This window comes from Chryseobacterium sp. HNCC26DJ241, assembly GCF_057180505.1.
Window position 1 is genome coordinate 15,865 of sequence record NZ_JBXUGL010000016.1, and the last position, 23,298, is coordinate 39,162.

General features: G+C 33.2%; 20 protein-coding genes and 1 tRNA gene. 16 read left to right on the plus strand and 5 right to left on the minus strand.

Annotation, left to right across the window (positions count from 1 at the left end):
• From AC2A1C_RS09010 to fbp, 3 genes are all read right to left on the minus strand, one after another.
• Entirely contained in the window at positions 1–984 is a 984-nt protein-coding gene (locus AC2A1C_RS09010) for a PLP-dependent cysteine synthase family protein (protein WP_484025378.1), read from the minus strand.
• Between the two features lie 289 nt (positions 985–1,273).
• Positions 1,274–2,323, minus strand: coding sequence for an o-succinylbenzoate synthase (locus AC2A1C_RS09015; protein WP_484025428.1), 1,050 nt, complete (start codon positions 2,321–2,323; stop codon positions 1,274–1,276).
• 203 nt (positions 2,324–2,526) lie between these two features.
• A complete protein-coding gene (gene fbp / locus AC2A1C_RS09020) occupies positions 2,527–3,537 on the minus strand; it encodes a class 1 fructose-bisphosphatase (protein ID WP_484025379.1) in 1,011 nt (336 codons plus the stop codon).
• Positions 3,538–3,718: 181 nt separating this feature from the next.
• Here fbp and AC2A1C_RS09025 point away from each other — a divergent pair, with 181 nt between their 5' ends.
• The 6 genes from AC2A1C_RS09025 (at position 3,719) to AC2A1C_RS09050 (ending at position 9,066) form a co-directional block, all read left to right on the plus strand.
• Positions 3,719–4,957, plus strand: coding sequence for an aspartate kinase (locus AC2A1C_RS09025; protein WP_484025380.1), 1,239 nt, complete (start codon positions 3,719–3,721; stop codon positions 4,955–4,957).
• 11 nt (positions 4,958–4,968) lie between these two features.
• Positions 4,969–6,810 carry a lysophospholipid acyltransferase family protein gene (locus AC2A1C_RS09030; protein WP_484025381.1) on the plus strand — a complete coding sequence of 614 codons (1,842 nt, stop codon included), beginning with the start codon at positions 4,969–4,971 and terminating at the stop codon, positions 6,808–6,810.
• Positions 6,811–6,896: 86 nt separating this feature from the next.
• Positions 6,897–6,969, plus strand: a tRNA-Phe gene (locus AC2A1C_RS09035).
• An 84-nt stretch (positions 6,970–7,053) separates the two neighbouring features.
• Positions 7,054–8,226, plus strand: coding sequence for a thioredoxin fold domain-containing protein (locus AC2A1C_RS09040; RefSeq protein WP_484025382.1), 1,173 nt, complete (start codon positions 7,054–7,056; stop codon positions 8,224–8,226).
• Positions 8,227–8,236: 10 nt separating this feature from the next.
• Complete coding sequence (locus AC2A1C_RS09045; RefSeq protein ID WP_484025383.1) at positions 8,237–8,860, plus strand: DUF3575 domain-containing protein; 624 nt, start codon at positions 8,237–8,239, stop codon at positions 8,858–8,860.
• Positions 8,860–9,066 (plus strand): hypothetical protein, encoded by a 207-nt coding sequence (locus AC2A1C_RS09050; protein WP_484025384.1) that lies wholly within the window; start codon positions 8,860–8,862, stop codon positions 9,064–9,066. Before AC2A1C_RS09045 ends, AC2A1C_RS09050 begins: the two co-directional genes overlap by 1 nt.
• Before the next feature lie 87 nt (positions 9,067–9,153).
• Here AC2A1C_RS09050 and AC2A1C_RS09055 read toward each other — a convergent pair whose 3' ends face one another.
• The gene (locus tag AC2A1C_RS09055) at positions 9,154–10,056 is read right to left on the minus strand and encodes a transposase (RefSeq protein WP_484025385.1); all 903 of its coding nucleotides are present in this window, start codon (positions 10,054–10,056) and stop codon (positions 9,154–9,156) included.
• 312 nt (positions 10,057–10,368) lie between these two features.
• On the opposite strand from AC2A1C_RS09055, the gene AC2A1C_RS09060 reads away from it, so the two are divergent.
• Complete coding sequence (locus tag AC2A1C_RS09060) at positions 10,369–11,232, plus strand: KilA-N domain-containing protein (protein WP_484025386.1); 864 nt, start codon at positions 10,369–10,371, stop codon at positions 11,230–11,232.
• Between the two features lie 586 nt (positions 11,233–11,818).
• On the opposite strand, the gene AC2A1C_RS09065 is transcribed toward AC2A1C_RS09060, so the two are convergent.
• Positions 11,819–13,015, minus strand: a complete 1,197-nt coding sequence (locus AC2A1C_RS09065) for an exo-beta-N-acetylmuramidase NamZ family protein (RefSeq protein WP_484025387.1) — start codon at positions 13,013–13,015, stop codon at positions 11,819–11,821.
• A gap of 4 nt (positions 13,016–13,019) precedes the next feature.
• On the opposite strand from AC2A1C_RS09065, the gene AC2A1C_RS09070 reads away from it, so the two are divergent.
• From AC2A1C_RS09070 to AC2A1C_RS09110, 9 genes are all read left to right on the plus strand, one after another.
• Positions 13,020–14,249, plus strand: coding sequence for an ABC transporter permease (locus tag AC2A1C_RS09070; protein WP_484025388.1), 1,230 nt, complete (start codon positions 13,020–13,022; stop codon positions 14,247–14,249).
• A 152-nt stretch (positions 14,250–14,401) separates the two neighbouring features.
• A complete protein-coding gene (locus tag AC2A1C_RS09075) occupies positions 14,402–16,057 on the plus strand; it encodes a peptide MFS transporter (protein WP_484025389.1) in 1,656 nt (551 codons plus the stop codon).
• 136 nt (positions 16,058–16,193) lie between these two features.
• On the plus strand, positions 16,194–17,948 hold the full coding sequence (locus tag AC2A1C_RS09080; RefSeq protein WP_484025390.1) for a peptide MFS transporter: 1,755 nt from the start codon (positions 16,194–16,196) through the stop codon (positions 17,946–17,948).
• Positions 17,949–18,065: 117 nt separating this feature from the next.
• A complete protein-coding gene (locus AC2A1C_RS09085; protein ID WP_484025391.1) occupies positions 18,066–19,577 on the plus strand; it encodes a peptide MFS transporter in 1,512 nt (503 codons plus the stop codon).
• A 23-nt stretch (positions 19,578–19,600) separates the two neighbouring features.
• The gene (locus AC2A1C_RS09090) at positions 19,601–20,134 is read left to right on the plus strand and encodes a thioredoxin family protein (RefSeq protein ID WP_484025392.1); all 534 of its coding nucleotides are present in this window, start codon (positions 19,601–19,603) and stop codon (positions 20,132–20,134) included.
• An 85-nt stretch (positions 20,135–20,219) separates the two neighbouring features.
• Entirely contained in the window at positions 20,220–21,224 is a 1,005-nt protein-coding gene (locus AC2A1C_RS09095) for an isoaspartyl peptidase/L-asparaginase family protein (RefSeq protein WP_484025393.1), read from the plus strand.
• 7 nt (positions 21,225–21,231) lie between these two features.
• On the plus strand, positions 21,232–21,636 hold the full coding sequence (tsaE, locus tag AC2A1C_RS09100; protein WP_484025394.1) for a tRNA (adenosine(37)-N6)-threonylcarbamoyltransferase complex ATPase subunit type 1 TsaE: 405 nt from the start codon (positions 21,232–21,234) through the stop codon (positions 21,634–21,636).
• 61 nt (positions 21,637–21,697) lie between these two features.
• Positions 21,698–22,888, plus strand: coding sequence for an alanine dehydrogenase (locus AC2A1C_RS09105; protein ID WP_484025395.1), 1,191 nt, complete (start codon positions 21,698–21,700; stop codon positions 22,886–22,888).
• Complete coding sequence (locus AC2A1C_RS09110; RefSeq protein WP_484025396.1) at positions 22,889–23,257, plus strand: hypothetical protein; 369 nt, start codon at positions 22,889–22,891, stop codon at positions 23,255–23,257. It begins immediately after the preceding gene.
• The last annotated feature ends 41 nt before the right edge of the window (positions 23,258–23,298 follow it).

The following is a 23,298-nucleotide window of genomic DNA, read 5'->3' on the forward strand; positions in this document are numbered from 1 at the left end:
TTATTCTAACCAGCCTTGTTCGCGCATCCAATCGTCATTGTAAATTTTTGCAACATAACGAGAACCATGATCGTGTAAAAGAACGACAATCACATCATCTTTTGTAAATTGGTCTTTCATCTGTACCAGTGAAGCAATGGCACTTCCGGCAGAATATCCACAAAAAATTCCTTCTTCTTTTGCTAATCTTCTTGCGTAAATTGCTCCGTCTTTATCGGTCACTTTTTCGAAATGATCGATCACGCTCATATCATAATTTTCGGGAATTATGTCTTCACCAATTCCTTCCGTAATATAAGTGTATGCATGATCGTAATGAATCTCGCCCGTTTCGTGGAATTCCTTTAGAATAGAACCATACGTATCCACACCAATCACTTGAATATCAGGATTTTTTTCTTTGAAAAATTTTCCACAACCGGTGATAGTTCCGCCTGTTCCGGCTCCAACTACGAAGTGCGTTAATTCTCCATCAACCTGCTCCCAAATTTCAGGAGCTGTTTGCTCATAATGAGCCTGTCTGTTGGAAAGATTATCATATTGATTCACATACCAACCATTTTCAGTTTCTGTTGCCAATCTTTTGGAAACGGAATAATACGAACGTGGATCGGTAGGTTTTACATCCGTCGGACAAACGATAACTTCCGCACCAACAGCACGAAGAATATCGCATTTTTCTTTGGATTGTTTAGAATTTGTTACAAAAATACATTTATATCCTTTCACAATAGCCGCCAAAGCCAAACCCATTCCTGTATTTCCTGAAGTTCCTTCAATAATAGTTCCACCAGGCTTTAAGCGGCCGTCTTTTTCAGCATCTTCAATCATTTTCAAAGCCATTCTATCTTTTACGGAATTTCCCGGATTGAAGGTTTCGATTTTTGCTAAAACCAAAGCTGGAAAATCTTCACCTAAAACTTTATTTAGTTTTACTAATGGTGTATTCCCAATGGTTTCGAGAATATTTTGAGCGTATTTCATTATATAAGATTAGGGTCGTAAAGATAGTTTTTAAAACTAAAAGTTCAAAACCACACTTATGTTGTTAAAATCTTTATTCTAATAAACATGAACTCGGGTGGAAAATAGAAAATATCTTTTAACACAAAGTATTACTTTTCAATCTGCTGTATTTTAAGGCGCTTTGCTTAGCGAAATTCGCAAGGCAAAAAATCAAAGATTTTTATTTCAAAACAAACCCTTTATCTATGTTTTAAAAAACAACTTTTTCAAACAGCTCATTTTCAATAAAATACTATCGAATTATTATTTATAAATTTTTAGCTTTTTTATGCCAAAGCTGATCTCCTTTTAGATATAATTCCGATTCAAAATTATTGATGAAAAGTGCGCCGGTTCCCAATCCTTGCGGAATTTTCGGATTTTTGGTGAAGGTATATTGTGCAATTGCATTCAATCCAATATTGCTTTCCAGAGCGGAAGTAATCCACCAACCGATTTTTAAATTTTCAGCTAAAGAAATCCATTCATCAGAACCGGAAATTCCACCAACTAAAGATGGTTTTAAAATAATGTATTTTGGTTTTATTTTTTCCAAAAGGCTTTTCTTTTCTTCAAATTCTACAATTCCGATCAATTCTTCGTCTAAAGCAATCGGAATTGGAGTACTAGCACAAAGTTCTGCCATATCAAAGAAAGCTTCCAACTTCCGACTTCCGACTTCCGATTTTTTTGTCGCTTTTATAGGCTGTTCAATAGAATGAATTTCCAAATCTGCCAATTGCTGCAAAACTATTTTGGCTTCGTCAAAAGTAAATCCGCCATTTGCATCGACACGAAGTTCAAGCTGTTCTTTCGGAAATTTTTCTCTTAGCTTTTTAAGGATGGATTTTTCTGAATTCCAATCGACACCAATTTTCAGTTTGATACAATCATACCCTTTTTCTAATTTTTCAGAAATCTGTTCTTCCATGAAATCTACATCGCCCATCCAAATTAGTCCATTGATTTTAATGGATTTTTTTTCTTCTGTAAATTCGCTTGGAAAATAGAAATCTGATCCGTGCTTCAAATTGAGAATTGCTTGTTCATACCCAAACCAAATGGAAGGAAAATGAAGTAATTCTTTTTTTAAATTTTCCGGATTTTGGTGAATGTTTTCGCAAAGCCATTTGAGTTTTTCTTCATATTCGGGAACATCATCATAGCTTAATCCACGAAATAATCCGCACTCTCCTATTCCTTTTTTTTCGTTTTCAGAAATTTCCAGAAAATAGGTTTCTTTTGTATGTAAAATTCCGCGTGAAGTTCCAGCCGAGCGTTTGAATTCGAGAATGTGTTTGAAATAGGTTGCCTGCATTTTTTTAACGTTTCCGTTTCTTAAGTCCGTATTTTTGTTATTTATATTGCTTTTCAAATCTTAATTTTAAAATTCTGAAAAAATTTTATTACGCTTTTTAAAATAGCCCCGATTGCAGCGGTTACCCCGCAATGAAGCTGCGGAGCGAAGCGGAGCAGCGAAATGAGGAGTATGAGCGGAAAGCGGGAAATAGCTCCTAAAAATTATTGTGCATTTCGCATAAATTCTTCAGCTTTTTCTACCATTTCGATGCTTCCACAGAAAAAGGGAACTCTCTGGTGAAGTTCTGTTGGCTCTACTTCCAAAATTCTGTTGAATCCGTCGCTGCATTTTCCGCCGGCTTGTTCCGCCAAAAAAGCCATCGGATTGCATTCATAAAGCAAACGAAGTTTTCCATTCGGAGATTGTGAAGTGGATGGGTAAATGTAAATCCCACCTTTTATCATATTTCTGTGAAAATCCGAAACCAAACTTCCGATATATCGTGAAGTATACGGACGATCGCCTTCTTCCAACTGACAATATTTGATATAATCTTTTACACCTTGCGGAAATTTGATATAATTTCCTTCATTGATAGAATAAATTTTTCCGTTTTTTGGAAATTTCATGTTAGGGTGAGAAAGATAATACGTTCCCAAACTTGGATCAAGCGTAAAACCATGAACTCCGTTTCCGGTAGTATAGACAATCATTGTGGAAGAGCCATAAACTACATATCCTGCTGCTACCTGATAAATTCCTTTTTGTAGAAAATCTTTTAGTTCTACAGGAGTTCCCGGTTCTGTAACACGGCGATAAATGGAAAAAATAGTTCCCACAGAAACATTCACATCAATATTGGAGGAACCGTCCAAAGGATCTATCAACACGACATATTTGCTGAGATGTCCGTTTTCTCCACATTTTATATTTACAAAATCATCACTTTCTTCAGAAGCAATTCCGCAAACTACTTCACGCTGGGAAAGTGCTGTGATAAAAATTTCATTCGCCAAAACATCCAACTTTTGCTGATCTTCTCCCTGAATATTTGTATTTCCCACTTTTCCTATGATATCTGCGATTCCGGCTTTGTTTACTTCCCGATTTACTACTTTGGAGGCCAATCGAATGGCACTTAAAAGTCTGGAAAGTTCACCTGTGGAATATTTGAAATCGTCCTGTTTATCGATGATAAATTCACCTAACGTTTGCAAAGGTTCGTTTGACATAAAAAAGGGTTTGTGGTTTTCTCAAATTTCGGAAATTTATTTTAATATTTAAAATCCAATGCATAACTTGATTGCTATGTTATTTTTTTATTTCTCAATCTAAATCTTTATTTTTGGAGATTAATTTATTTATTAAAATCTAATCTTAGACAACTAAAATTTACCTTACCAATAGCTTATAATGAAAGTCTTTAAATTTGGAGGAGCATCAGTAAAGGATGCCAATGGAGTGAAAAATGTAGCCCTTGTTTTGGAAAATCAAGGCTTTGAAAACTGTCTGCTCGTAGTTTCAGCAATGGGAAAAACAACCAATGCGCTGGAAAAAGTAGTGGAATTTTATTTTAAAAAAGAAGACTATCAATCCGAAATAGAACTCATCAAAAAAAATCATATTGATATTGCAAAAGGACTCTTCAGTGAGGATCATGCCGTTTTTGCAGAAATTTCTCTTTTCTTCGACGATATTGATTCTTTCCTAAGAAGAAACAAATCGCCAAACTATAATTTTGTATACGACCAAGTAGTAAGTTGCGGAGAAATGATTTCTTCAAAAATTTTAAGCGAATATCTGAATGATATCCAGTTTTTTAATCAATGGCTGGATGTAAGAGACTACATAAAAACGGATAACACCTACAGAGAAGGTGCTGTAAACTGGAAAAAAACGGAAGAAAATATCTCTACACTTAACAAAAGTGTTTGCTATGTTACCCAAGGTTTTATTGGTTCTGATGAAAATAATTTCACCGTAACTTTAGGAAGAGAAGGTTCCGATTATACCGCAGCTATTTTTGCTTATTGCTTAAATGCAGATGCGATGACCATTTGGAAGGATGTTCCGGGAGTAATGACCGGAGATCCGAGAAAATTTGAAAATGTTTCTTTGCTTTCCAACATTTCCTATGAAGAAGCAATTGAAATGGCCTATTATGGAGCTTCCGTTATCCACCCGAAAACATTGCAGCCTCTAAAACAAAAACATATTCCTTTTTTTGTAAAATCTTTCGTTGAGCCTGAAAAACCAGGAACCAAAGTAAGCGTAACAGACAAAAACCAGCACGAAGAATCATACATTCTGAAAGAAAATCAAGTATTAATGAGAATTGCAACTCGTGATTTTTCTTTTATTGCAGAAGAGCATTTAAGTCTTATCTTTAATGAATTGGCAAAAAACAAAATTAAAATTTCATTAATGCAAAATTCTGCAATTTCATTAGCTCTTTGTCTTGAGGATAAATATAACAATATTGATGTTCTGAATGAAGAACTTAGTAAGACTTTTAATACTGAAATTACAAAGCAAGTGTCTTTATTTACGGTAAGAAATGTGCATCTGGATAATGTTGTAAAATTTTATAAAGGCAAAAATGTTTTACTGGAGCAAATCTCAAAACAAACCTTGCAAATGGTCACCCAATAATAACCTAAAACATGAGTCTCATTTCTAAAAACGACCTTATTAAAGCAGCCGGTTTAAGTAAAATAGGATTTTTGAAAAATCCTGTTGCAGGAGCTTTAATGAAAATGACCAAAATAGATGAAGTAAATGCACTTTACGACAAACTAAAAGATAAAGAAGGAAAAGATTTTTTCGATTCATTTGTAAAAGAAAGAGACTTAAAGTATGTAGTTTTTGAAGAAGATCTTGCCAAAATTCCGAAAACAGGACCTTTTATCTTAGTTTCCAACCATCCTCTTGGTGCTATCGACGGAATCTTGATGTGCAAAATACTTACAGAAATTCGCCCCGATTTCAAAATAATGGGAAATTTTCTTTTAGAGAAAATAAAACCTATGGAACCGTATGTAATTTCTGTAAATCCTTTTGAAAACAGAAAAGAAGCCTACAAAAGTTCCTCCGGAATGAGAGAAACTCTAAAACACCTGCAAAATGGAGGTTGTGTCGGGATTTTTCCGGCGGGAGAAGTATCCAATAAAAATAATGAAGAAAGAGAAATAAGAGATAAAGAATGGGAAAAACCAGCCTTGAAACTTATCAAAATGGCAAAAGTACCGGTAGTCCCAATGTATTTCCATGCAAAAAACAGTAGACTTTTCTATAATGTAGCAAAAATACACCCCGATCTTCAAACAATAATGCTTCCTACCGAGATGATGAGGAATCGTGAAAAACCAATCAGAATAAGGATTGGGAAACCCGTTTCTGTAAAAGTAATGGAAGAACAGGAAACTATTGAAGAACTTGGAGAGCTGCTCCAAAATAAAATCTATCTACTAAAATCCTATTATGAAAGACGGAAAAGCATTCCTGAAATTCTAAAAATTCCTAATCTGAAACTTAATTTTCCTTTTGATAAAGAAGAGAATATTATTCAGAATATTATCGATGAAACTCCTAAAGAAGATATTTTAAAAGAAATTGAAAAGCTCCGGACTTTTGAAAAACTTCTTTTCAAAAATGGAAATTATGAGGTCTTTTTCACCGAATATGAAGAAATTCCCTCTATTATGAGAGAAATCGGGAGACAACGGGAAATCACTTTCCGCGCTATCGGAGAAGGCAGTAATCTTCCTTTTGATCTAGATGAATATGATAAACACTATTATCATCTTTTTCTTTGGGACAATGATGCTAAAAAAATTGTAGGAGCCTATCGAATGGCACTTGGAAAAGAAGTGATCAAAAAATTAGGAATCGATGGATTCTATACGGCTTCTTTATTTGAATTTGATCACGAGCTTCAGCCATTTTTCAGGAAGGTTATCGAAATGGGAAGAGCTTATATTTCGCAAGAATACCAGCAAAAACCGTTGCCTTTATTTTTGCTTTGGAGAGGAATTGTACACGTTTGTTTAAGAAATCCTGATCATAAATTTTTGATGGGAGGAGTGAGTATAAGCAACAAATTTTCAGAATTTTCAAAATCTCTGATGATTGAATTTATGCGTTCTCATTATTTTGATTCTGCTGTAGCACAATACATCCACCCAAAAAATGAATTTAAAGTAAAACTGAAAGAGCGCGATAAAAGCATCTTCTTCGATGAAATGGAAGCAGACCTTAATAAACTTGATAAAGTGATTGATGATCTGGAGCCGGAAATGAGACTTCCTGTTTTGATTAAAAAATATATTAAACAAAATGCAAAAGTGATCGCATTTAATGTAGATCCGAGTTTTAATGATGCAATTGATGGTTTGATGTATATTCGTATCAGTGATCTTCCGGAAAGTACAATAAAACCCGTTTTGGAAGAAATGAGTGAACAAATCAGAAAAGAGCAAGAAAATAATCCTTCTGAAAATCAGTAAGTTTTTTCTTAATTTGAAAAAAAAGCAACAAGAAACTTGCGAGTTATAGCAAAAAAATATACTTTTGCACCACTTAATTCAACAATGGTTTCTTAGCTCAGTTGGTAGAGCAACGGACTGAAAATCCGTGTGTCCCTGGTTCGATTCCTGGAGAAACCACTTAAAATCCCGAAAATTTTCGGGATTTTTTCATTTCTATATATTCCTGAAAAAATTATTATCTTCGCATTGAAATTTTTGCAAATGAAAAATCTATTAAAGCTTTTATATACCCTTACTCCATTTATGTTTTTTGCACAACAAAACATAAAATTTGAAGAGGGAACTTTCAAGGAAATTCTTGAAAAAGCAAAAAAAGAAAACAAACTTGTTTTTTTGGATGCATACGCTTCATGGTGCGGACCTTGTAAAATGATGGAAAAAAATATTTTTACATTAAAATCCGTAAGTGATTATTACAACTCCAATTTTATCAATGCTCATTTCGATATGGAAAAAGGAGAAGGTAGAGAAATTGCACAAAAATTTGCCATCCGCTCCTATCCTACCTATCTTTTCCTGAATGGAAATGGAGAACTTATTTTGAAAAATTTTGGATATATGGTAGAAAACGATTTCCTTCAAATTGCTAAGGAAGCCAATAATCCTGAAAATTTAAAATATTCTATAAAAGAACGTTTTGAAAAAGGAGAATCTGATCCTGATTTTCTCATTAATGCCATGAAACAATCCGCAGACACTGATTATGATTTTGCAAAAAAAGTATCTGAAAGATATTTTAAGAACAAAAAAGCGGATGATTATACAAAAGATGATGTAGGAATGCTTTTCTATTTTATTCGTTCCACTGATGATGCCAATTATAAGGCTTTTCAGAATAATAAAACTCAAATTCTGAAATTCATTCCGGAAAATTCTTACAAAGATTTTGATAACAATATTAAAATTTCCAAAATTTTAGAAAGTGCACTAGATCAGCAAAATAAAATCATCAAGGATGATTATTTTTATACCAACGCAGTTCCTTTGGTAGGAAAAGAAGAAGCTACTAAAGCTCTTAACAGAATGAAAGTAAACTTCTATCCGGCAGTTGGAAATTATGCAGAATATGAAAAAGCTGCATTGGAATATTATAAAAATCCTGAAGAAGTTGATACCAACGAACTTTTGAAAGCCGCTTGGATTTTCAGTGAATATATACAAAATCCTTCTTCCATAAAAAAAGCACAGGAATGGGCTGAAAAATGTATTATGAGGGTAGAAACCGCCGAAAGCACTTATATCCTTGCCAAACTATACAAACAGACAGGCAACAAAGATGGGGCAAAAATGTATGCCGAAATCTCTAAAAATCTTGCAGAACAAAATGGTAATGATTCTGCAATGGCAGCAAAGCTTTTGAAAGAACTTCAATAAATTTAAGGATTTGAAAAAAATAGTAGTACTTGCAACAATATTTCTAGCTTTATTTTGCAGAGCACAAGAAAATACATCGTCCGGAAAATCCACTTACATAAAAGCAAACGCTGTATTTCTTCCTTTAGGAATGCTAAATGCAGGTATTGAAACTCAACTTTCAGAAAAATATACATTTCAGGGAGATGTTTTTATTTCTCCATGGAAATCTTTTGGTGGACATTATGCACAAATGTATATGATCGGGTTTGAAGGAAGATATTACTTCGATCAGGCTTTCAAACATTGGTATATTGGTGCTAATGTTTCTGCTGCACGATATATTTTGCAAAAATGGAATTATTGGAAAAGTACTCCTTATCAATATACAGAAGATTCCCCTGTTTATGTAAAATCTGATCTTTATCAGGACGGATTTTCATTTATGTTGGGAGCAACAGTTGGTTATCAATTCCAATTGAATGAAAACTGGAATATGGATCTCTATATCGGAGGCGGAACTTCTCAGGATTTTTATAAAGGATATCATAAAACTCTTGGTGTTCGTTACGATGATCCGAACCGAAGCTGGAATCGAAGCGGAGAATGGATTCCGTATAGAGGCGGCGTAATGATTTCCTACAAACTGAAATAATGAATATCAAAAGTAAAAGATTTTTAACGATTGCAATTGCAACTTTTATCATTCTTTTTCTAATGAATTATATTGGGAATGATCAGCCTGACAAATTATACCGTGCTTTACTTACAGCTTTTGCTGGAGTTGCCGGATTAACCATCGGAGTATGGTTCTTATATAAGAATCGTGACGATAATGGAATAAATCAGAATTTTGATTAATTTCTAAATGTGAACTCGGCGGAAAACAATATATATAATTTAGCACAATATTATATTTTAAGATATATTACTAATGCGAATTAAGGGTTAAAAAATGGGTTTTAAAAAACAAGCAGTAAGTTTTCCAAAAACATGTACAATTAATCCGTTAGTTGATCGAACTTTACTTGCATTTTGAATTTGAGTTTTCTCGTTAATCCAATTAAAGAAAGATTCAATAGGTTGTCTTACAGTAGAAACAGCCTTTGAGAATAAGGTTTCATAGGCAAAATCTCTTTGTTTTAATTCATCTGATTTATCCTTTATTCCTTTGATAGGTGTAAACATAACAGATTGATTTTCAATGTATAGTTTTTCAAAAAAAGGATTATCGTGATAGATTTTATCACCAAAGAACTTTCTATTTTCAAGTTCTGTCCAATTTTCTTTGAAAATAGTCAAATCATTCTCTGAGGCTTTGCTTAAAACAATACTTTCGGGATAAGGCAAAGTTCCCTTGTTATAGGAGTTTAAGGCATGCAATTTCATTCCATAATACCATAGATTTTTAGTAGAACAAAAACTTTTATCAGTCAACTCTCGTGCTACTTTTCCTGTTCGCTTTCCACTACAGGTCATAATGGGAAAAGAGTCTAAAACAGATATTTCACTTGAATATTTTTTAGGAAAAAAGCCTTCTATTGTACATGAGCATAATTTTCTTATTGCTTCACAAAGCCAATTTAACCTTGTGTTAAAAGCAACATAAGAATGTAGCTTGGGAAACCAATCCATCAAATAGTTCTTGCTAAAATCATACATCTGCTTCACTTTAAATTTTTGTTCTTCATACACTGAAAACAGATAAATTGTAATCACTTCTTGGTCTGTAAATTCAGGTTTATTATTGGGGCTAAATCTTTCGCAATGATATTGTAATTCTTCTTCATATTTATTGCATACATAGTGGTATATTTTTATTAACTTTAGTGCCTTAGTCTGATTAATCATGTTGTTTATAATGTTTGAAATTCAATATAAATATACTGATTATCAGGCTTTTATATAAATACATACTCTGTTTTATTAAGTTTTTTTAACCCTTAATTCGCATTACTAAGCAACGACTACACTTCTTCCTCAAGTCTTAACTGCATTGCTCCAAGAGAAACAGAAATTTAAAAATATTTTTATTATTGATAATCAATAAATTAAAACATTATTTACCATTTTGTATATTTGGGTATTAGCAGAAATATCATCCAACCAGAATTTATAAAACTATTTTCTTATTTTTACAGACATTGCATAGAAATATTGTATATGAAAAAAATCGAAGTTGAGGACAAAATAATTGCTATAACATCGTATAAAGATGAAGATTATATCTGTTTGACAGATATGGTGAGAGGAGAAGAAGGTAATGACCATATTAGAAACTGGATGAGAAATAGAAATACAGTTGAGTTTTTAGGAATTTGGGAGCAATTATATAACCCAAATTTTAAAGGTGTCGAATTCGACACCTTTAAAAAAGAAGCTGGATTAAATTCATTTAATCTGACACCTAAAAAATGGATAGAAGCAACTGATGCAATCGGAATAGTATCTAAAAGTGGTAGACAAGGAGGAACATATGCTCATAGAGATATAGCTTTTGAATTTGGCGCTTGGATTAGTCCAATGTTTAAACTTTTGTTAATAAAAGAGTTTCAAAGATTAAAAGAAATTGAAACAAACCAATTTAATTTAGAATGGGATGTAAAAAGAGTTTTAAGTAAACTAAATTATCATATTCATACGGATGCAGTTAAGAATCATATAATTCCATCTTCAAACTTTACAAAAAGTAATGAATGGTTAGTATATGCAGAAGAAGCTGACATACTAAATGTTGCTTTATTTGGTTGTACAGCTAAACAATGGAGAGAAGCAAACCCTCAACAAACTCTTGAAGGAAAGAATATGCGAGATTTTGCAAGTATTAATGAATTGGCAGTACTTTCAAATCTAGAATCATTGAACTCTGAATTGATCAAATCTAAAGTAGACAAACAGATTAGATTTAATAACCTCTATAGAATTGCTAAACAACAATTAGAAATATTAAATCAAAAAGATTTTATCAAGTCTATCAAAAAAATTTCTGAAAAAACCTATATAGACCAACAAAATAGAATTGAATAAAGATACACCGCTAGTTAGAGCCATATGAAAAATACTACTGTTATTGAATTTAAAGAGAATTTTGTTGCAAATATTTTTAAAAATTTTCTGATTTTTTCAATTATTATTATATCACTTCACTTGATTTTGAAGTTTACTTTTGGTTACACTAATCACAAAATTAATTATGCATTTTTAATTGGATGGATAATTGCAACTATTCAGGATATTAGCCCAAAATCATTAATATTTAATGACGAAAAAAAGGAATTATTAATTATTAAAAAACCATTATTTGGTTCTGTTCAAAAAATAAAATTGAATTATAATGAAATAGAATTTGAATTTTATAATTACAATAAATTTTTAAGTTTATTTTTTGGAAGCAAAAGGCTTAGAGTATTGCATAATAAAAATGAAGTCATCAAATGGCAAGATATTAAATCCTCGAAGAAAATTTCAGAAATTGAAAAATTAACCGAAAAAAGATTCAATATTTCAACATAATTGAGGTCAATTCTTTAGTTTTAACGCAAATTCGATAGTATATGAGAAAATAGAATTTGAAAAATAATACTTTGCGTTAAATTTTATATGCTACTTTCTATTAATCCTGATACATTACATATTTTGATCGGATTTTCTGAAATTTTTCCAGACCTTTTTTCCATGAATTTTTAATTTCTTCAGCGGATTTTCCTACAATAATTTGCTTTCTTAATTCGTCGGTTCCTGCTAATTTATCAAAGAAAAGATTTTTCAGAAAGAAATCTTGTTGTGGATTTTTATAATTTTTGTACGCTTTAATCAGCCAATCCAAATTCAGATAACGAAGATCTTCACGATATTGAGTTAGATTTTCTCCATAGCACAATTTTCCATTCAGGAAAGGATCTTTTGCTCCGAAATTCGGTTTTGGAGTAAACTGATAAGGCAATTTTTTTGTCCATGGACTTCCATACACTTGAAAAGGAGAATCTGTTCCACGTCCTACCGAAACTTGTGTTCCCTCAAAAAAACAAAGTGAAGGATAAAGATTGATGGCTTTTTCATTTGGCAAATTCGGGGAAGGTTTTTCAAAAAAACCGTAACGTTGTTTTTTATGATAATTCATCATCGGAATTACCGTGTATTTTGCTGTGATTCCATTTTTCAACCATTTTTCTCCATTTACCATTTTTCCATATTCGCCAATAGTAAGTCCATATACAACAGGAACCGGATGCAAACCTACAAAACTGGAAAATTCCGGCTTCAAAATTGGACCGTCAATATAACCGTCATGAGGATTTGGACGATCCAGAAGAATTACCTCAATATTATTTTCCGCAGCAGCTTCCATTATATATGCAAGCGTGGAAATATAGGTATAAAATCTCACTCCGACATCCTGAATATCAAAAAGAATAATATCTGTTCCCTGCAATTGTTCCGGTTTTGGCTTTTTATTATCTCCATAAAGAGAAATGATGGGAATTCCGGTTTTTTTATCTACACCGTTTTTCACATGTTCGCCTGCATCTGCATCTCCACGAAATCCGTGTTCAGGAGCAAAAATACTTTTGATTTTAACATTATTCCTGACTAAAAAATCAACCAAATGTGTTCGGTCACTTAAAAGTCCTGTTTGGTTGGTAACCACCGAAATGGCTTTATCTTTCAGAAGTGGAAGATACAATTCCGGACGATCGGCTCCTGTCTTAAAACAATTTTTATCAAGATTCTGCCCTTTAAAGAAAAAGATGTTTCCTAAAAAAATTAGGCAAATAAGAAGTAAATTTTTAATTTTGGGACTTAAACTCATTCGTTTGAAATTTCCATTATATTTTTCAAGAAAAATAGCGTTTTCCAAAGATAACAAAAATAATCTTTCACGGGTTATTATCTTTATTGGTAGGCTTTCCGTAGCTTTAGGCGTTATTGTTTCATTGATTACCGTTTCCACAGGTTTCGGTTCAAAACGTGCAATTAAAGAAAGAACGGCAGATTTCAGTGGTCATATTTCTATTAAATCAAAACACTCCAACTCATCATACAATTCTTCTCCGCTCAGCAACGAAGGTTTTCAGCTCAATAAAATAAAAGCTCTTCCCGACATTGCTACAACGCAGAGCTATGCAACAGTAAGCGGAATCTTGAGAACAAAAGACAATTTTGCAGGAATTATTTTTAAAGGAGTGGGAAAAGATTTTGACCGTGATCGTTTTGATAAATTTATATTAGAAGGAACTACTCCTAAGATTACAGAAAATGGCTATAACAACGAAATTGTAATCTCTCAAAAACTTGCCCACAATCTGAAGCTGAAACTAAAAGATAGCATTGTTGCTGTATTTTCTAAAGCCGACCAAAAGCCCATTTACCGAAAATTTGCAATTGTCGGGATATACAAAACAGACATTAAGTTAATAGATGACCTCTTTATTATTGGAGACATCAATCATGCAAGAAAAATTCTCGAAATAGAAAAAAATAAGGTAGGCGGAGTTGATATTTTTTTAAAAAATATTGATGATATGAATCAGGATTTTCCAGAAATTGAACATCTTTCCGGTTATAAAAATTATGCAGAAAAAGCCACTGACAAATATCCCGAAATCACAGATTGGGTCAATATTTTTGACACCAATATCGCACTTATTATTACGCTAATGCTTATTGTAGTGGTGATTAATATCATCATGGTTCTTCTTATTCTGATCATTGAACGTACCAATTCTATCGGAGTCTTGAAAACATTAGGTGCATCCAACGGACAAATCCGTGCAGTTTTCATCAATTATACTTTACTGATTATGATTCCCGGCTTGCTTATCGGAAATTTTATCGGATTGGGCTTTCTTATTCTTCAGAAAATTTTTGGTTTTATAAAATTAAATCCTGAAAATTACTATGTAAGTATTGTTCCGGTAGAGCTGAATGTTTTTCATATTCTAGCCATTTCATTGGGAATATTGATAATTTCCGGTATTTCGTTGGTTTTACCAAGCTATCTTATTAGTAAAATTTCTCCGGTAAAAGCAATTAAATACAATTAGATAAATGCTGTAAAATATATTTCACATTAAACAGAATGAGAAATCTTCCGTACGATTGGATTCCCTTCCGTTGGAATGATTACCATTATTTAGATTAAAAGATTTTCAGATTCGTTTTAAAATATTATTTTTACGAATCTAGAAAATTTTATATGAAAAGTAAACATCCTAAAGGTTTGCCTTATTTGTTTTTTACGGAAATGTGGGAACGATTCGGCTATTATCTCATTCTCGGAATTTTTGTACTCTATCTTATTGAACCACAAGGTTTAAACGGCGGACTCGGAATTCCGGATAAATCAGCAGATGATATTTTCGGAACTTATATTGCTCTCACTTATCTCACTCCTTTTATTGGCGGATTTCTGGCAGACAGAGTTTTAGGGTACATCAAATCCATTTATATCGGTGGAATTCTGATGGCTTTAGGTTATATCGGTTTAGGAATTTTCAAAGAACTTCCGCTTTTTTATACGTCTTTAGGTTTAATTATTGTTGGAAACGGTTTTTTCAAACCCACTATTTCTACACTTCTCGGAAATTTATATGCAGAAGAACCGTACAAAGCCAACAAAGATGCAGGCTATAATATTTTCTATATGGGAATCAATATTGGTGCTTTTATTTGTAATATTATTGCTGCGTTCATGCGTAATAAATTTGGTTGGGGCGAAGCTTTTATCACAGCCGGAGTTGGGATGTTGCTTGGTTTGGTGATTTTCACTATCGGAAGAAAGCATTACATTCATGCTGCACAAATGAAACCAAAAGAAGAAGGCGACACCAAACTTTCTGAAATTATGCTAAAAGTTTTTCTACCTGCCATTATCGCTGGTGCAGTTGGATGGTTCATTCCTGAAAATATTTTCGGAAGTGACAGTACAGATGCTTTTATTTTTGCCTGCATTCCTGTGATTTATTTTTACGCATCATTATATTTCAAATCCAATGAAAAAGAAAAACCTGCAATTGGAGCGTTATTATCCATTTTTGTGGTGAGTATGTTTTTCTGGGCTGTCTTCAAACAAAACGGAACAGCTTTGACAAGATGGGCCAATTATTATACAGACAGAAGTGTTCCGGGTTCTTTGGAAAAACCTTTGGAAAATATTTATATGGTGGATGGAAAAGATTATAAAGACAAAGAAGTTCCAGTGTATGATAATCAGTTTCAGGCTCAGAAAGATAAAGACAAAAAACCATTGAAAACCATAGGAAAAGATATTTATTTCAAAAATATTTCCCCAGAAAAAAAAGCAGCATTAGAAGCCAATCCTGAAAGTAAAATTTTCCTTTACAATACAGAATTATTCCAATCCATCAATCCGTTTTGGGTCATTGTTCTTACACCGATTGTAGTAGGATTTTGGGCAATGCTTCGCAAAAAAGGAAAAGAACCGCTTACTCCTACAAAGATTGTCATTGGTTTATTTATTTCCGCATTATCTTGTTTGGTAATGGTTTTAGCAGTAAATGCCGGAAGTAATGGAGCTGTAAAAGTTTCACCATTATGGTTGGTTGCAGGTTATGGAGTGATTACGATTGGAGAACTTTGTCTTTCACCAATGGGACTTTCTTTTGTTTCTAAAATTTCTCCGGTAAGAATTACAGCTTTGATGATGGGCGGATTTTTTCTTGCCAATTCTGTTGGAAACAAACTTTCCGGAATTCTCGCCAGTACATGGTACAATTATGAAAATAAAACCAATTATTTCCTCGTGAATTTTGGACTGCTGATTTTTGCAACTTTACTCGGACTTTCCATGTTGAAAAGATTAAACCGAATCATGAGAGAACAAGGACATTAAATTCAAAAAAATTGATTTCTATAAAAACTGTTGAAATATTTCAGCAGTTTTTTTCATTTTAATCCAATCTCAAACTTGTCTGAATCTCAAAAAAAACTATATTTGTGAATCTTAACAAAAATTAACAAAAAAATATATGGAAAATTTAGAGGCAATTGATAAAACTGATGAGTTTCTAGAAGGAAAAACTGGTTCCAAACATCCAAAAGGATTATGGGTTCTTTTTGGTACCGAAATGTGGGAGCGTTTCAACTTTTATGGGATGAGAGCATTATTACCATTATTCATGGTAAACTCTTTAAAGCTAATTGAAGCAGACAGTTCCATCATCTATGGCGGATTCTTGGCACTTTGCTACCTTACACCAATGTTAGGTGGATTTATTTCCGACAAATATTTAGGAAACCGTAACTGTATTCTCATTGGAGGAACATTAATGGGAATCGGTCAATTGATTCTGTTTTTCAGTGCAAGTGTTTTTAGTGGAAATATGGATTTAGCAAAAACCTTGCTTTGGCTTGCCTTATTCATTATCATTTTTGGAAATGGCTTCTTCAAACCGAATATATCTTCAATGGTGGGAAGTCTGTATCCGAAGCAAGAAAAAACAAAGCTGGATTCTGCTTTCACTATTTTCTATATGGGAATTAATTTGGGTGCATTTTTAGGTCAGTTTATTTGTCCTATTTTAGGAGATGTTGTAGATGCAAATGGAAACAGAGATATTTTTGCTTTCAAATGGGGATTTTTAGCTGCTTCCATAGCTATGTTTATTGGTACTATTACGTTTTTCGTTTTGAAAAACAAATATGTTGTAACGCCAGAAGGAAGAGCAATTGGTGGATTGCCAAAAAACAATACATCTGACGATTTTGAGGAAGGAGAAGCTCAGTCTGCAAAATTTGCGGGAAGCTCTGTTGCTTTTGCTGGAGTTCTTTTTGTAGCATTATTTTTTATTTTCCGTTATCTTCATGTAGGAGAATTCTGGTTTTCAAAATTTGAAATCGGAACCTTAGTGAAAGGAATTATTTATCCTATTATTTATGGAGCAGGGATTTCTCTTGCTACTTTAATCATGCTTGACAGTTCTATTACTTCTGTGGAACGAAGCCGGATTTTTGTTATTTATATTATTTCGTTCTTTATTATATTTTTCTGGGCAGCTTTTGAACAGGCGGGTTCTTCCTTGACATTTATTGCTGATAACCAGACTGACAGACATATTTTCGGTTGGAATATGCCTCCATCAATGGTTCAGATTTTCAATGGATTATTCATTGTAATTTTAGCTGTTCCGTTCAGTATTTTATGGGATAAATTGAGAAATATGGGAAAAGAACCTGTTTCTCCATTGAAGCAAGCTATTGGTTTAGGATTAATCGCTCTTTCTTATTTTATCATTGCCCATAATGTAAAAGATTTAGGAAACACAGGACTTTTAGCAGTTAAATGGTTGATTCTTTTATATCTAATCCAAACTTGTGGGGAACTTTGTCTTTCTCCAATCGGACTTTCTTTGGTAGGAAAACTTTCTCCAAAAAGATTTTCATCACTTTTATATGGAGTGTTCTTTATTTCAAATGCTGCTGGTTATGCATTGGCAGGAACTTTAGGAGCTTTAATTCCCGCTACTGGTGATAAATTTAAAAAAGCTGAAGAATTAGGAATCAATCTTCAAAATGTTTTGGATAAAAAAGTAACACTTACCGCAGAACAATCTAAACTTTTAACTGAAAGCCAGATTGCCATGGAATATCCTACATTTGCCGGATTTACAATCCATAATTTATTTGAATTCTTTATGGTATTTGTGGTATTATGTGGAATTGCAGGAATTATTCTAGCATTAATCTCTCCTATCCTTAAGAAAATGATGCATGGTGTAAAATAAAATATTTTTAAATAAAACGTTCTAACCTCTGATTAATCAGAGGTTTTTTTTATATTCGTAGGAATTTGTTTAAAATTTTTAAACTTTGAAAAAATTTTTACATCAAAAAATAATTTTATGGAATTAACCCTCGACCAAATACAGAATTTCAAAGGAAAATACCCAAAACAAATCTGGAATCTTTTTTTCTCCGAAATGTGGGAACGTTTTTGCTTCTATGGAATGCGCGGAATGCTCGTCGTATTTATGATTTCACAGCTTGGTTTTGGTGAAGAAAAAGCCAACCTTCAATATGGAGCAACACAGGCTTTTGTGTATGCTTTTACTTTTGTAGGAGGATTATTCGCAGATAAAATTTTAGGGTTTCGAAAATCACTTTTCTGGGGAGGCTTGCTGATGATTGCAGGAAGCATCATTCTTTCTATAAATCCTCACGATTATTTCTTTTTCGGACTTTCTTTTACCATTATCGGAACAGGTTTTTTCAAACCGAATATTTCCACAATGGTCGGAAAACTCTATAAATCAGGAGATACCAGAACAGATGCAGGTTTTACGCTTTTTTATGCGGGAATTAATTTGGGAGCTCTTTTAGGTGGGTATTTTTGTGTAGCCATTGGTCAAGGTGATATTCTCAAATCTTTGATTCCGGCTGATAAAACCTGGAATGTAGCATTTGGATTGGCTGCGATTGTAATGGTTATCAGTTTAATTAATTTTATATTTACGCAAAAAAAATTAGGACCGATTGGTCTTCATCCCGGACATCCGCTTTCTGACGAACCGGATAAAAAAATTGAAAAATGGATGGAAATTGCAGTTTATGCAGGTTCATTACTTATAATTCCATTAATTATGACCATGGTTTCCAAAACGGAATACACCGATTATTTTATGTACACAATTGGGCCACTTACGTTGATTTATCTTTTTTATGAAATGACCAAAGTAACACCTTCAGAAAGAAATAAACTGATTGCAGCTTTAGTATTCATTATTTTTTCCATTTTCTTTTGGGGAATTTATGAGCAAAGTGGTGGTTCATTAAGCATTTTTGCTGTAAAAAATCTGAATCGCGATTTACTGAATCTCAATCCGAATGGTGTGAACAATTCCGGTGGTGCGTTTTTTATTCTTCTTTTGGCTGTTCCGCTTGGTTTGCTTTGGATTTGGCTGGGAAAAAGAAAAATAGAACCGAACACTATTATTAAATTCGGGCTCGGATTTTTATTTTTAGGATTAGGATATTATGTCATTTTTGCGACACGCTATTTTGCCAACGAAGCAGGAGTTTCTTCTTTAAGTATTTTTACAATTGCTTTATTTGTGATTACTTTGGGCGAAATGTGCCTTTCTCCGATCGGACTTTCCATTATGACGAAACTTTCCACAAAAAATCTTCAAGGAATGATGATGGGAATGTGGTTTTTAGCATCTGCTTACGGACAATACGTAGCCGGAATCATCGGTGCAAATATGGCTACTACAAAAGAAGGTTCTTCCAATCTGGATGCTTTGATGACGTATACGGAAGGCTATAAACAACTCGGTTTGTATGCACTGATTTGTGGAGTGGTATTGATTTTGATATCCCCTTTGGTGAAAAAACTGATGCAAGAGGTTCATTAATGCATTTTTCAAATTCTTTTTTTATGAAAAAAATATCTATTTTACTTTTGATTTTTTCTGGATTTTTGGGGTTTGCCCAAGTAAAATGGATGTCTCTTTCCGAAGCATTAGCTGCGCAAAAAATTCAGCCTAAAAAAATTCTCATTGATTTTTATGCCGATTGGTGTGGTCCGTGCAAAATAATGGATATGCAAACATATACCAATCCGATAATTATTGAACAAATCAATGCTCATTATTATCCGGTAAAATTTGATGCGGAAGGTTCAGAAAATTTTGTAATTTTTGGAAGACAATTTTCAAATCCCGATTTTGAAACAGGTAAAAAGAAAAACTCTCTACATGAGTTTACCAAATACATGAATGTTTCTTCCATTCCAAGTATGGTTTTTCTGGATGAAAAGAGCAATCCCATTACTATTTTGAATGGACTTTTAACTGCAAAGGAAATAGAACCTTATCTTTCCATGATTTCGGGAAGCGATTATAAAAAAATCAAAACGAGACAGCAATGGGACGATTATCAGAGAAAATTCAAATCGAAAATTAAAGATTAATATAGAAAAGACTTTTAGAAATGAAAGTCTTTTTTAATTGTTTTCATTTTGTTTTATATCTATTTTTACGAAAAAATTTTATCCAATGAAATTTCGTTTTGCATTTATCGGTTTATTAATGATGTTACTTTTATCGGGTCAGAAAAAATATGTTCTTGTCGTTCATGGAGGAGCAGGAACTATTACTAAAGAAATGATGACTCCCGAAAAAGAAAAAGCCTATAAAGAAAAACTTACAGAAGCACTAAAAGCCGGATATTCTGAGCTACAAAAAGGAAAAACATCAGTAGAAGCTGTAGAAGCAGCAATTATAATTCTGGAAGATTCTCCTCTTTTTAATGCCGGAAAAGGTTCTGTTTTCACGTATGATGGCAAAAATGAGATGGATGCTTCCGTAATGGTAGGAAAAGATTTATCAGCAGGAGCAGTTGCCGGTGTTCACACCATCAAAAATCCGATAAAAGCGGCAATTGCTGTCATGCAAAAAAGCCAACATGTAATGCTTTCCGGTTCTGGTGCAGAGCAGTTTGCAAAAGAACAAGGTTTGGAAATTGTGGATCCAAGCTATTTTTTCACTCAAGATCGCTGGGAAAGTCTTCAAAAATTGAAACAAAAGGAAGCAGAAAAAAGCACTAAAAAAACTTCTTCTACCACAAAGCCGGATTATTTTGAAATCGACCATAAATTTGGAACTGTTGGCGCAGTTGCTATCGATAAAAACGGAATCATTACTGCCGGAACTTCTACAGGAGGAATGACTGGAAAAAAATGGAACAGAATTGGAGATTCGCCAGTAATCGGAGCCGGAACTTACGCCAATTCACAGGTAGGAATTTCCGGAACAGGTTGGGGCGAATATTTTATACGAAGCACAGCTGCAAGAACAGCTGCCGCAAAAATGGAATATCAAAATAAAGACATCCAAACGGCAACTCAGGAAACTATTGACATAATAGAGAAATTGGGTGGAAGTGGCGGATTGATCGCATTAGATAAAGACGGAAATATAGCAATGCCTTTCAATACAAACGGAATGTATCGCGGTGCAATCACAGAAGACGGAAAAATCGAAGTTGATATTTATAAATAAAAAATTCATGGAATTTGAAGTTTACACAATAGAAAACTGGCAACAGGTAGCGGATGCAATTATTCCACATTTGCGTCATACTGTTTTGCTTCTGAAAGGAAATCTCGGTGCCGGAAAAACGACTTTCACACAATTTCTTCTTAAAAATTTAGGAAGTAATGATGAAGTCTCCTCTCCTACTTATGCTATCGTAAATGAATATAACTCGCCAAAAGGAAAAATTTTCCATTTCGATCTTTACCGCATGAAAAGCATTGAGGAAGTATATGATATTGGTATTGAAGAATATCTTGACAATGCCTATCTCTGCATTATTGAATGGCCTGAAATTTATGAACAAGATCTGGAAGAATCCTTCCATGAAATGACGATTGAAAATAAAGGTGATTTTAGAAAAGTGAATTTCAAATAATTTATTTAGGAATTATAGAAGGTTATGTATCTTTGTGGTTCAATATTAATCTTTCATCGTAATGGGCAGTAATATTTTTACACCTTTTTCAGAAGCTGAATTATTACCAAAGGAAGAAAAACTGGAGGTAGTAAAAAAAGGGAAAAAATTCAGTATTGGTATTCCTAAAGAAACCTGTCTGAATGAACGCAGAACATGCATAACACCGGATGCAGTACAAGTCTTGGTAGATCACGGCCATGAAATTATTATTGAAAGCGGCACCGGAAAAGGATCTTTTTTCACGGATGTACAATATTCTGATGCAGGTGCAAAAATTGTATCTTCTCCACAAGAAGCTTTTGCTCAAGATCTTGTCTTAAAAGTAAATCCTCCCACCGAAGAAGAAATTGAATATCTGAAACCCAATACATATTTAGTCTCTGCATTACAAATTAATCTTAGAGATAAAGAATATTTTCTGAAGCTCGCCAACAAAAAAATAAATGCCATTGCTTTTGAATTTATTGTTGATGATTATAAACAATTAGCATTGGTACGTTTAATCGGAGAAATAGCAGGAACAATTTCCATTCTCTATGCATCGGAACTTCTGGCTCTTTCCAATGGACTGATGTTAGGCGGAATTACAGGAGTTCGGCCAACAGAAGTAGTCATTATTGGAGCAGGAATAGTTGGAGAATTTGCAACGAAATCAGCCATCGGACTTGGAGCAAGCGTTAAAGTTTTTGATAATTCTCTTTCTAAATTAAGAAGATTACATACATTGGTTGATAGCAGAGTTCCTACCTCTATCATCGATCCGAAAGAATTGGCAAAAAGTCTGAGAAGAGCTGATGTAGTAATTGCCGCACTTCCACGTTTGAATATGTCTCCAATCGTAACAGAAGACATGGTTTTGAAAATGAAAAAAGGAAGCGTAATTATTGACGTAACCATTGATAACGGAAAAGCCATCGAAACTTCTGAACTTACTACACAGGAAAATCCATACATTATAAAACACGATGTTATCCATGCCGGTTTGCCGAATCTTACCTCCAAAATGCCAAGAACCACAACAAAGGCTATCTCGAATTTTTTCCTGAGTTATCTCCTAAATTATGACGAAGAAGGTGGTTTTGAAAATATGCTGGTAAAGAAAAACGAAATGAAAGACTCTTTGTACATGTACAAAGGAAGGCATACAAAAAAAATGATCTGTGATCGCTTTGATCTTACTTATCATGATATTAATCTTTTAATTTTCTAAATGCGAAAACTAAAATTCTACCTTATCGGTTTAGTTCCGGGACTTTTAATCGTTTTCTTTATACTTAATAAAAAAGGAGCAAGTTGTAGTGGATATCTTCCCAATAGTAGAGTAATTGCCGAAACTTTGAGTAAAGATTTTCAGTATAGTCCGGAATTTAAAACTCAAATGGATGCCATGAAAATTGATGAAAAATTTCTGAAAGACAGCATCATCACCAATGGAGAAGTCAATTTTGAAAAAAGCCACGCTCAAAAAAAACCATGTCCGGATTATGTACTGAACTATCCTAAAAAAAAACCGAAATTTGAAATAACTTTTGAAAAATGTAAAGACCAGGTTACGTTTTTGAATATAAAAAATCAATAATTTTGATGGAAGCTAAACTTCCAATGTCCAAATAATAAATT

Coding starts and splice junctions, on each gene's coding strand:
- AC2A1C_RS09060 (WP_484025386.1), top strand. CDS start 10,369: ATGAAAAAAATCGAAGTTGAGGACAAAATAATTGCTATAACATCGTAT.
- AC2A1C_RS09090 (WP_484025392.1), top strand. CDS start 19,601: ATGAAAAAAATATCTATTTTACTTTTGATTTTTTCTGGATTTTTGGGG.
- AC2A1C_RS09075 (WP_484025389.1), top strand. CDS start 14,402: ATGAAAAGTAAACATCCTAAAGGTTTGCCTTATTTGTTTTTTACGGAA.
- AC2A1C_RS09105 (WP_484025395.1), top strand. CDS start 21,698: ATGGGCAGTAATATTTTTACACCTTTTTCAGAAGCTGAATTATTACCA.
- AC2A1C_RS09015 (WP_484025428.1), bottom strand. CDS start 2,323: ATGCAGGCAACCTATTTCAAACACATTCTCGAATTCAAACGCTCGGCT.
- AC2A1C_RS09055 (WP_484025385.1), bottom strand. CDS start 10,056: ATGATTAATCAGACTAAGGCACTAAAGTTAATAAAAATATACCACTAT.
- AC2A1C_RS09080 (WP_484025390.1), top strand. CDS start 16,194: ATGGAAAATTTAGAGGCAATTGATAAAACTGATGAGTTTCTAGAAGGA.
- tsaE (WP_484025394.1), top strand. CDS start 21,232: ATGGAATTTGAAGTTTACACAATAGAAAACTGGCAACAGGTAGCGGAT.
- AC2A1C_RS09110 (WP_484025396.1), top strand. CDS start 22,889: ATGCGAAAACTAAAATTCTACCTTATCGGTTTAGTTCCGGGACTTTTA.
- AC2A1C_RS09030 (WP_484025381.1), top strand. CDS start 4,969: ATGAGTCTCATTTCTAAAAACGACCTTATTAAAGCAGCCGGTTTAAGT.
- AC2A1C_RS09095 (WP_484025393.1), top strand. CDS start 20,220: ATGAAATTTCGTTTTGCATTTATCGGTTTATTAATGATGTTACTTTTA.
- AC2A1C_RS09085 (WP_484025391.1), top strand. CDS start 18,066: ATGGAATTAACCCTCGACCAAATACAGAATTTCAAAGGAAAATACCCA.
- AC2A1C_RS09040 (WP_484025382.1), top strand. CDS start 7,054: ATGAAAAATCTATTAAAGCTTTTATATACCCTTACTCCATTTATGTTT.
- AC2A1C_RS09010 (WP_484025378.1), bottom strand. CDS start 984: ATGAAATACGCTCAAAATATTCTCGAAACCATTGGGAATACACCATTA.
- AC2A1C_RS09065 (WP_484025387.1), bottom strand. CDS start 13,015: ATGAGTTTAAGTCCCAAAATTAAAAATTTACTTCTTATTTGCCTAATT.
- AC2A1C_RS09025 (WP_484025380.1), top strand. CDS start 3,719: ATGAAAGTCTTTAAATTTGGAGGAGCATCAGTAAAGGATGCCAATGGA.
- fbp (WP_484025379.1), bottom strand. CDS start 3,537: ATGTCAAACGAACCTTTGCAAACGTTAGGTGAATTTATCATCGATAAA.
- AC2A1C_RS09050 (WP_484025384.1), top strand. CDS start 8,860: ATGAATATCAAAAGTAAAAGATTTTTAACGATTGCAATTGCAACTTTT.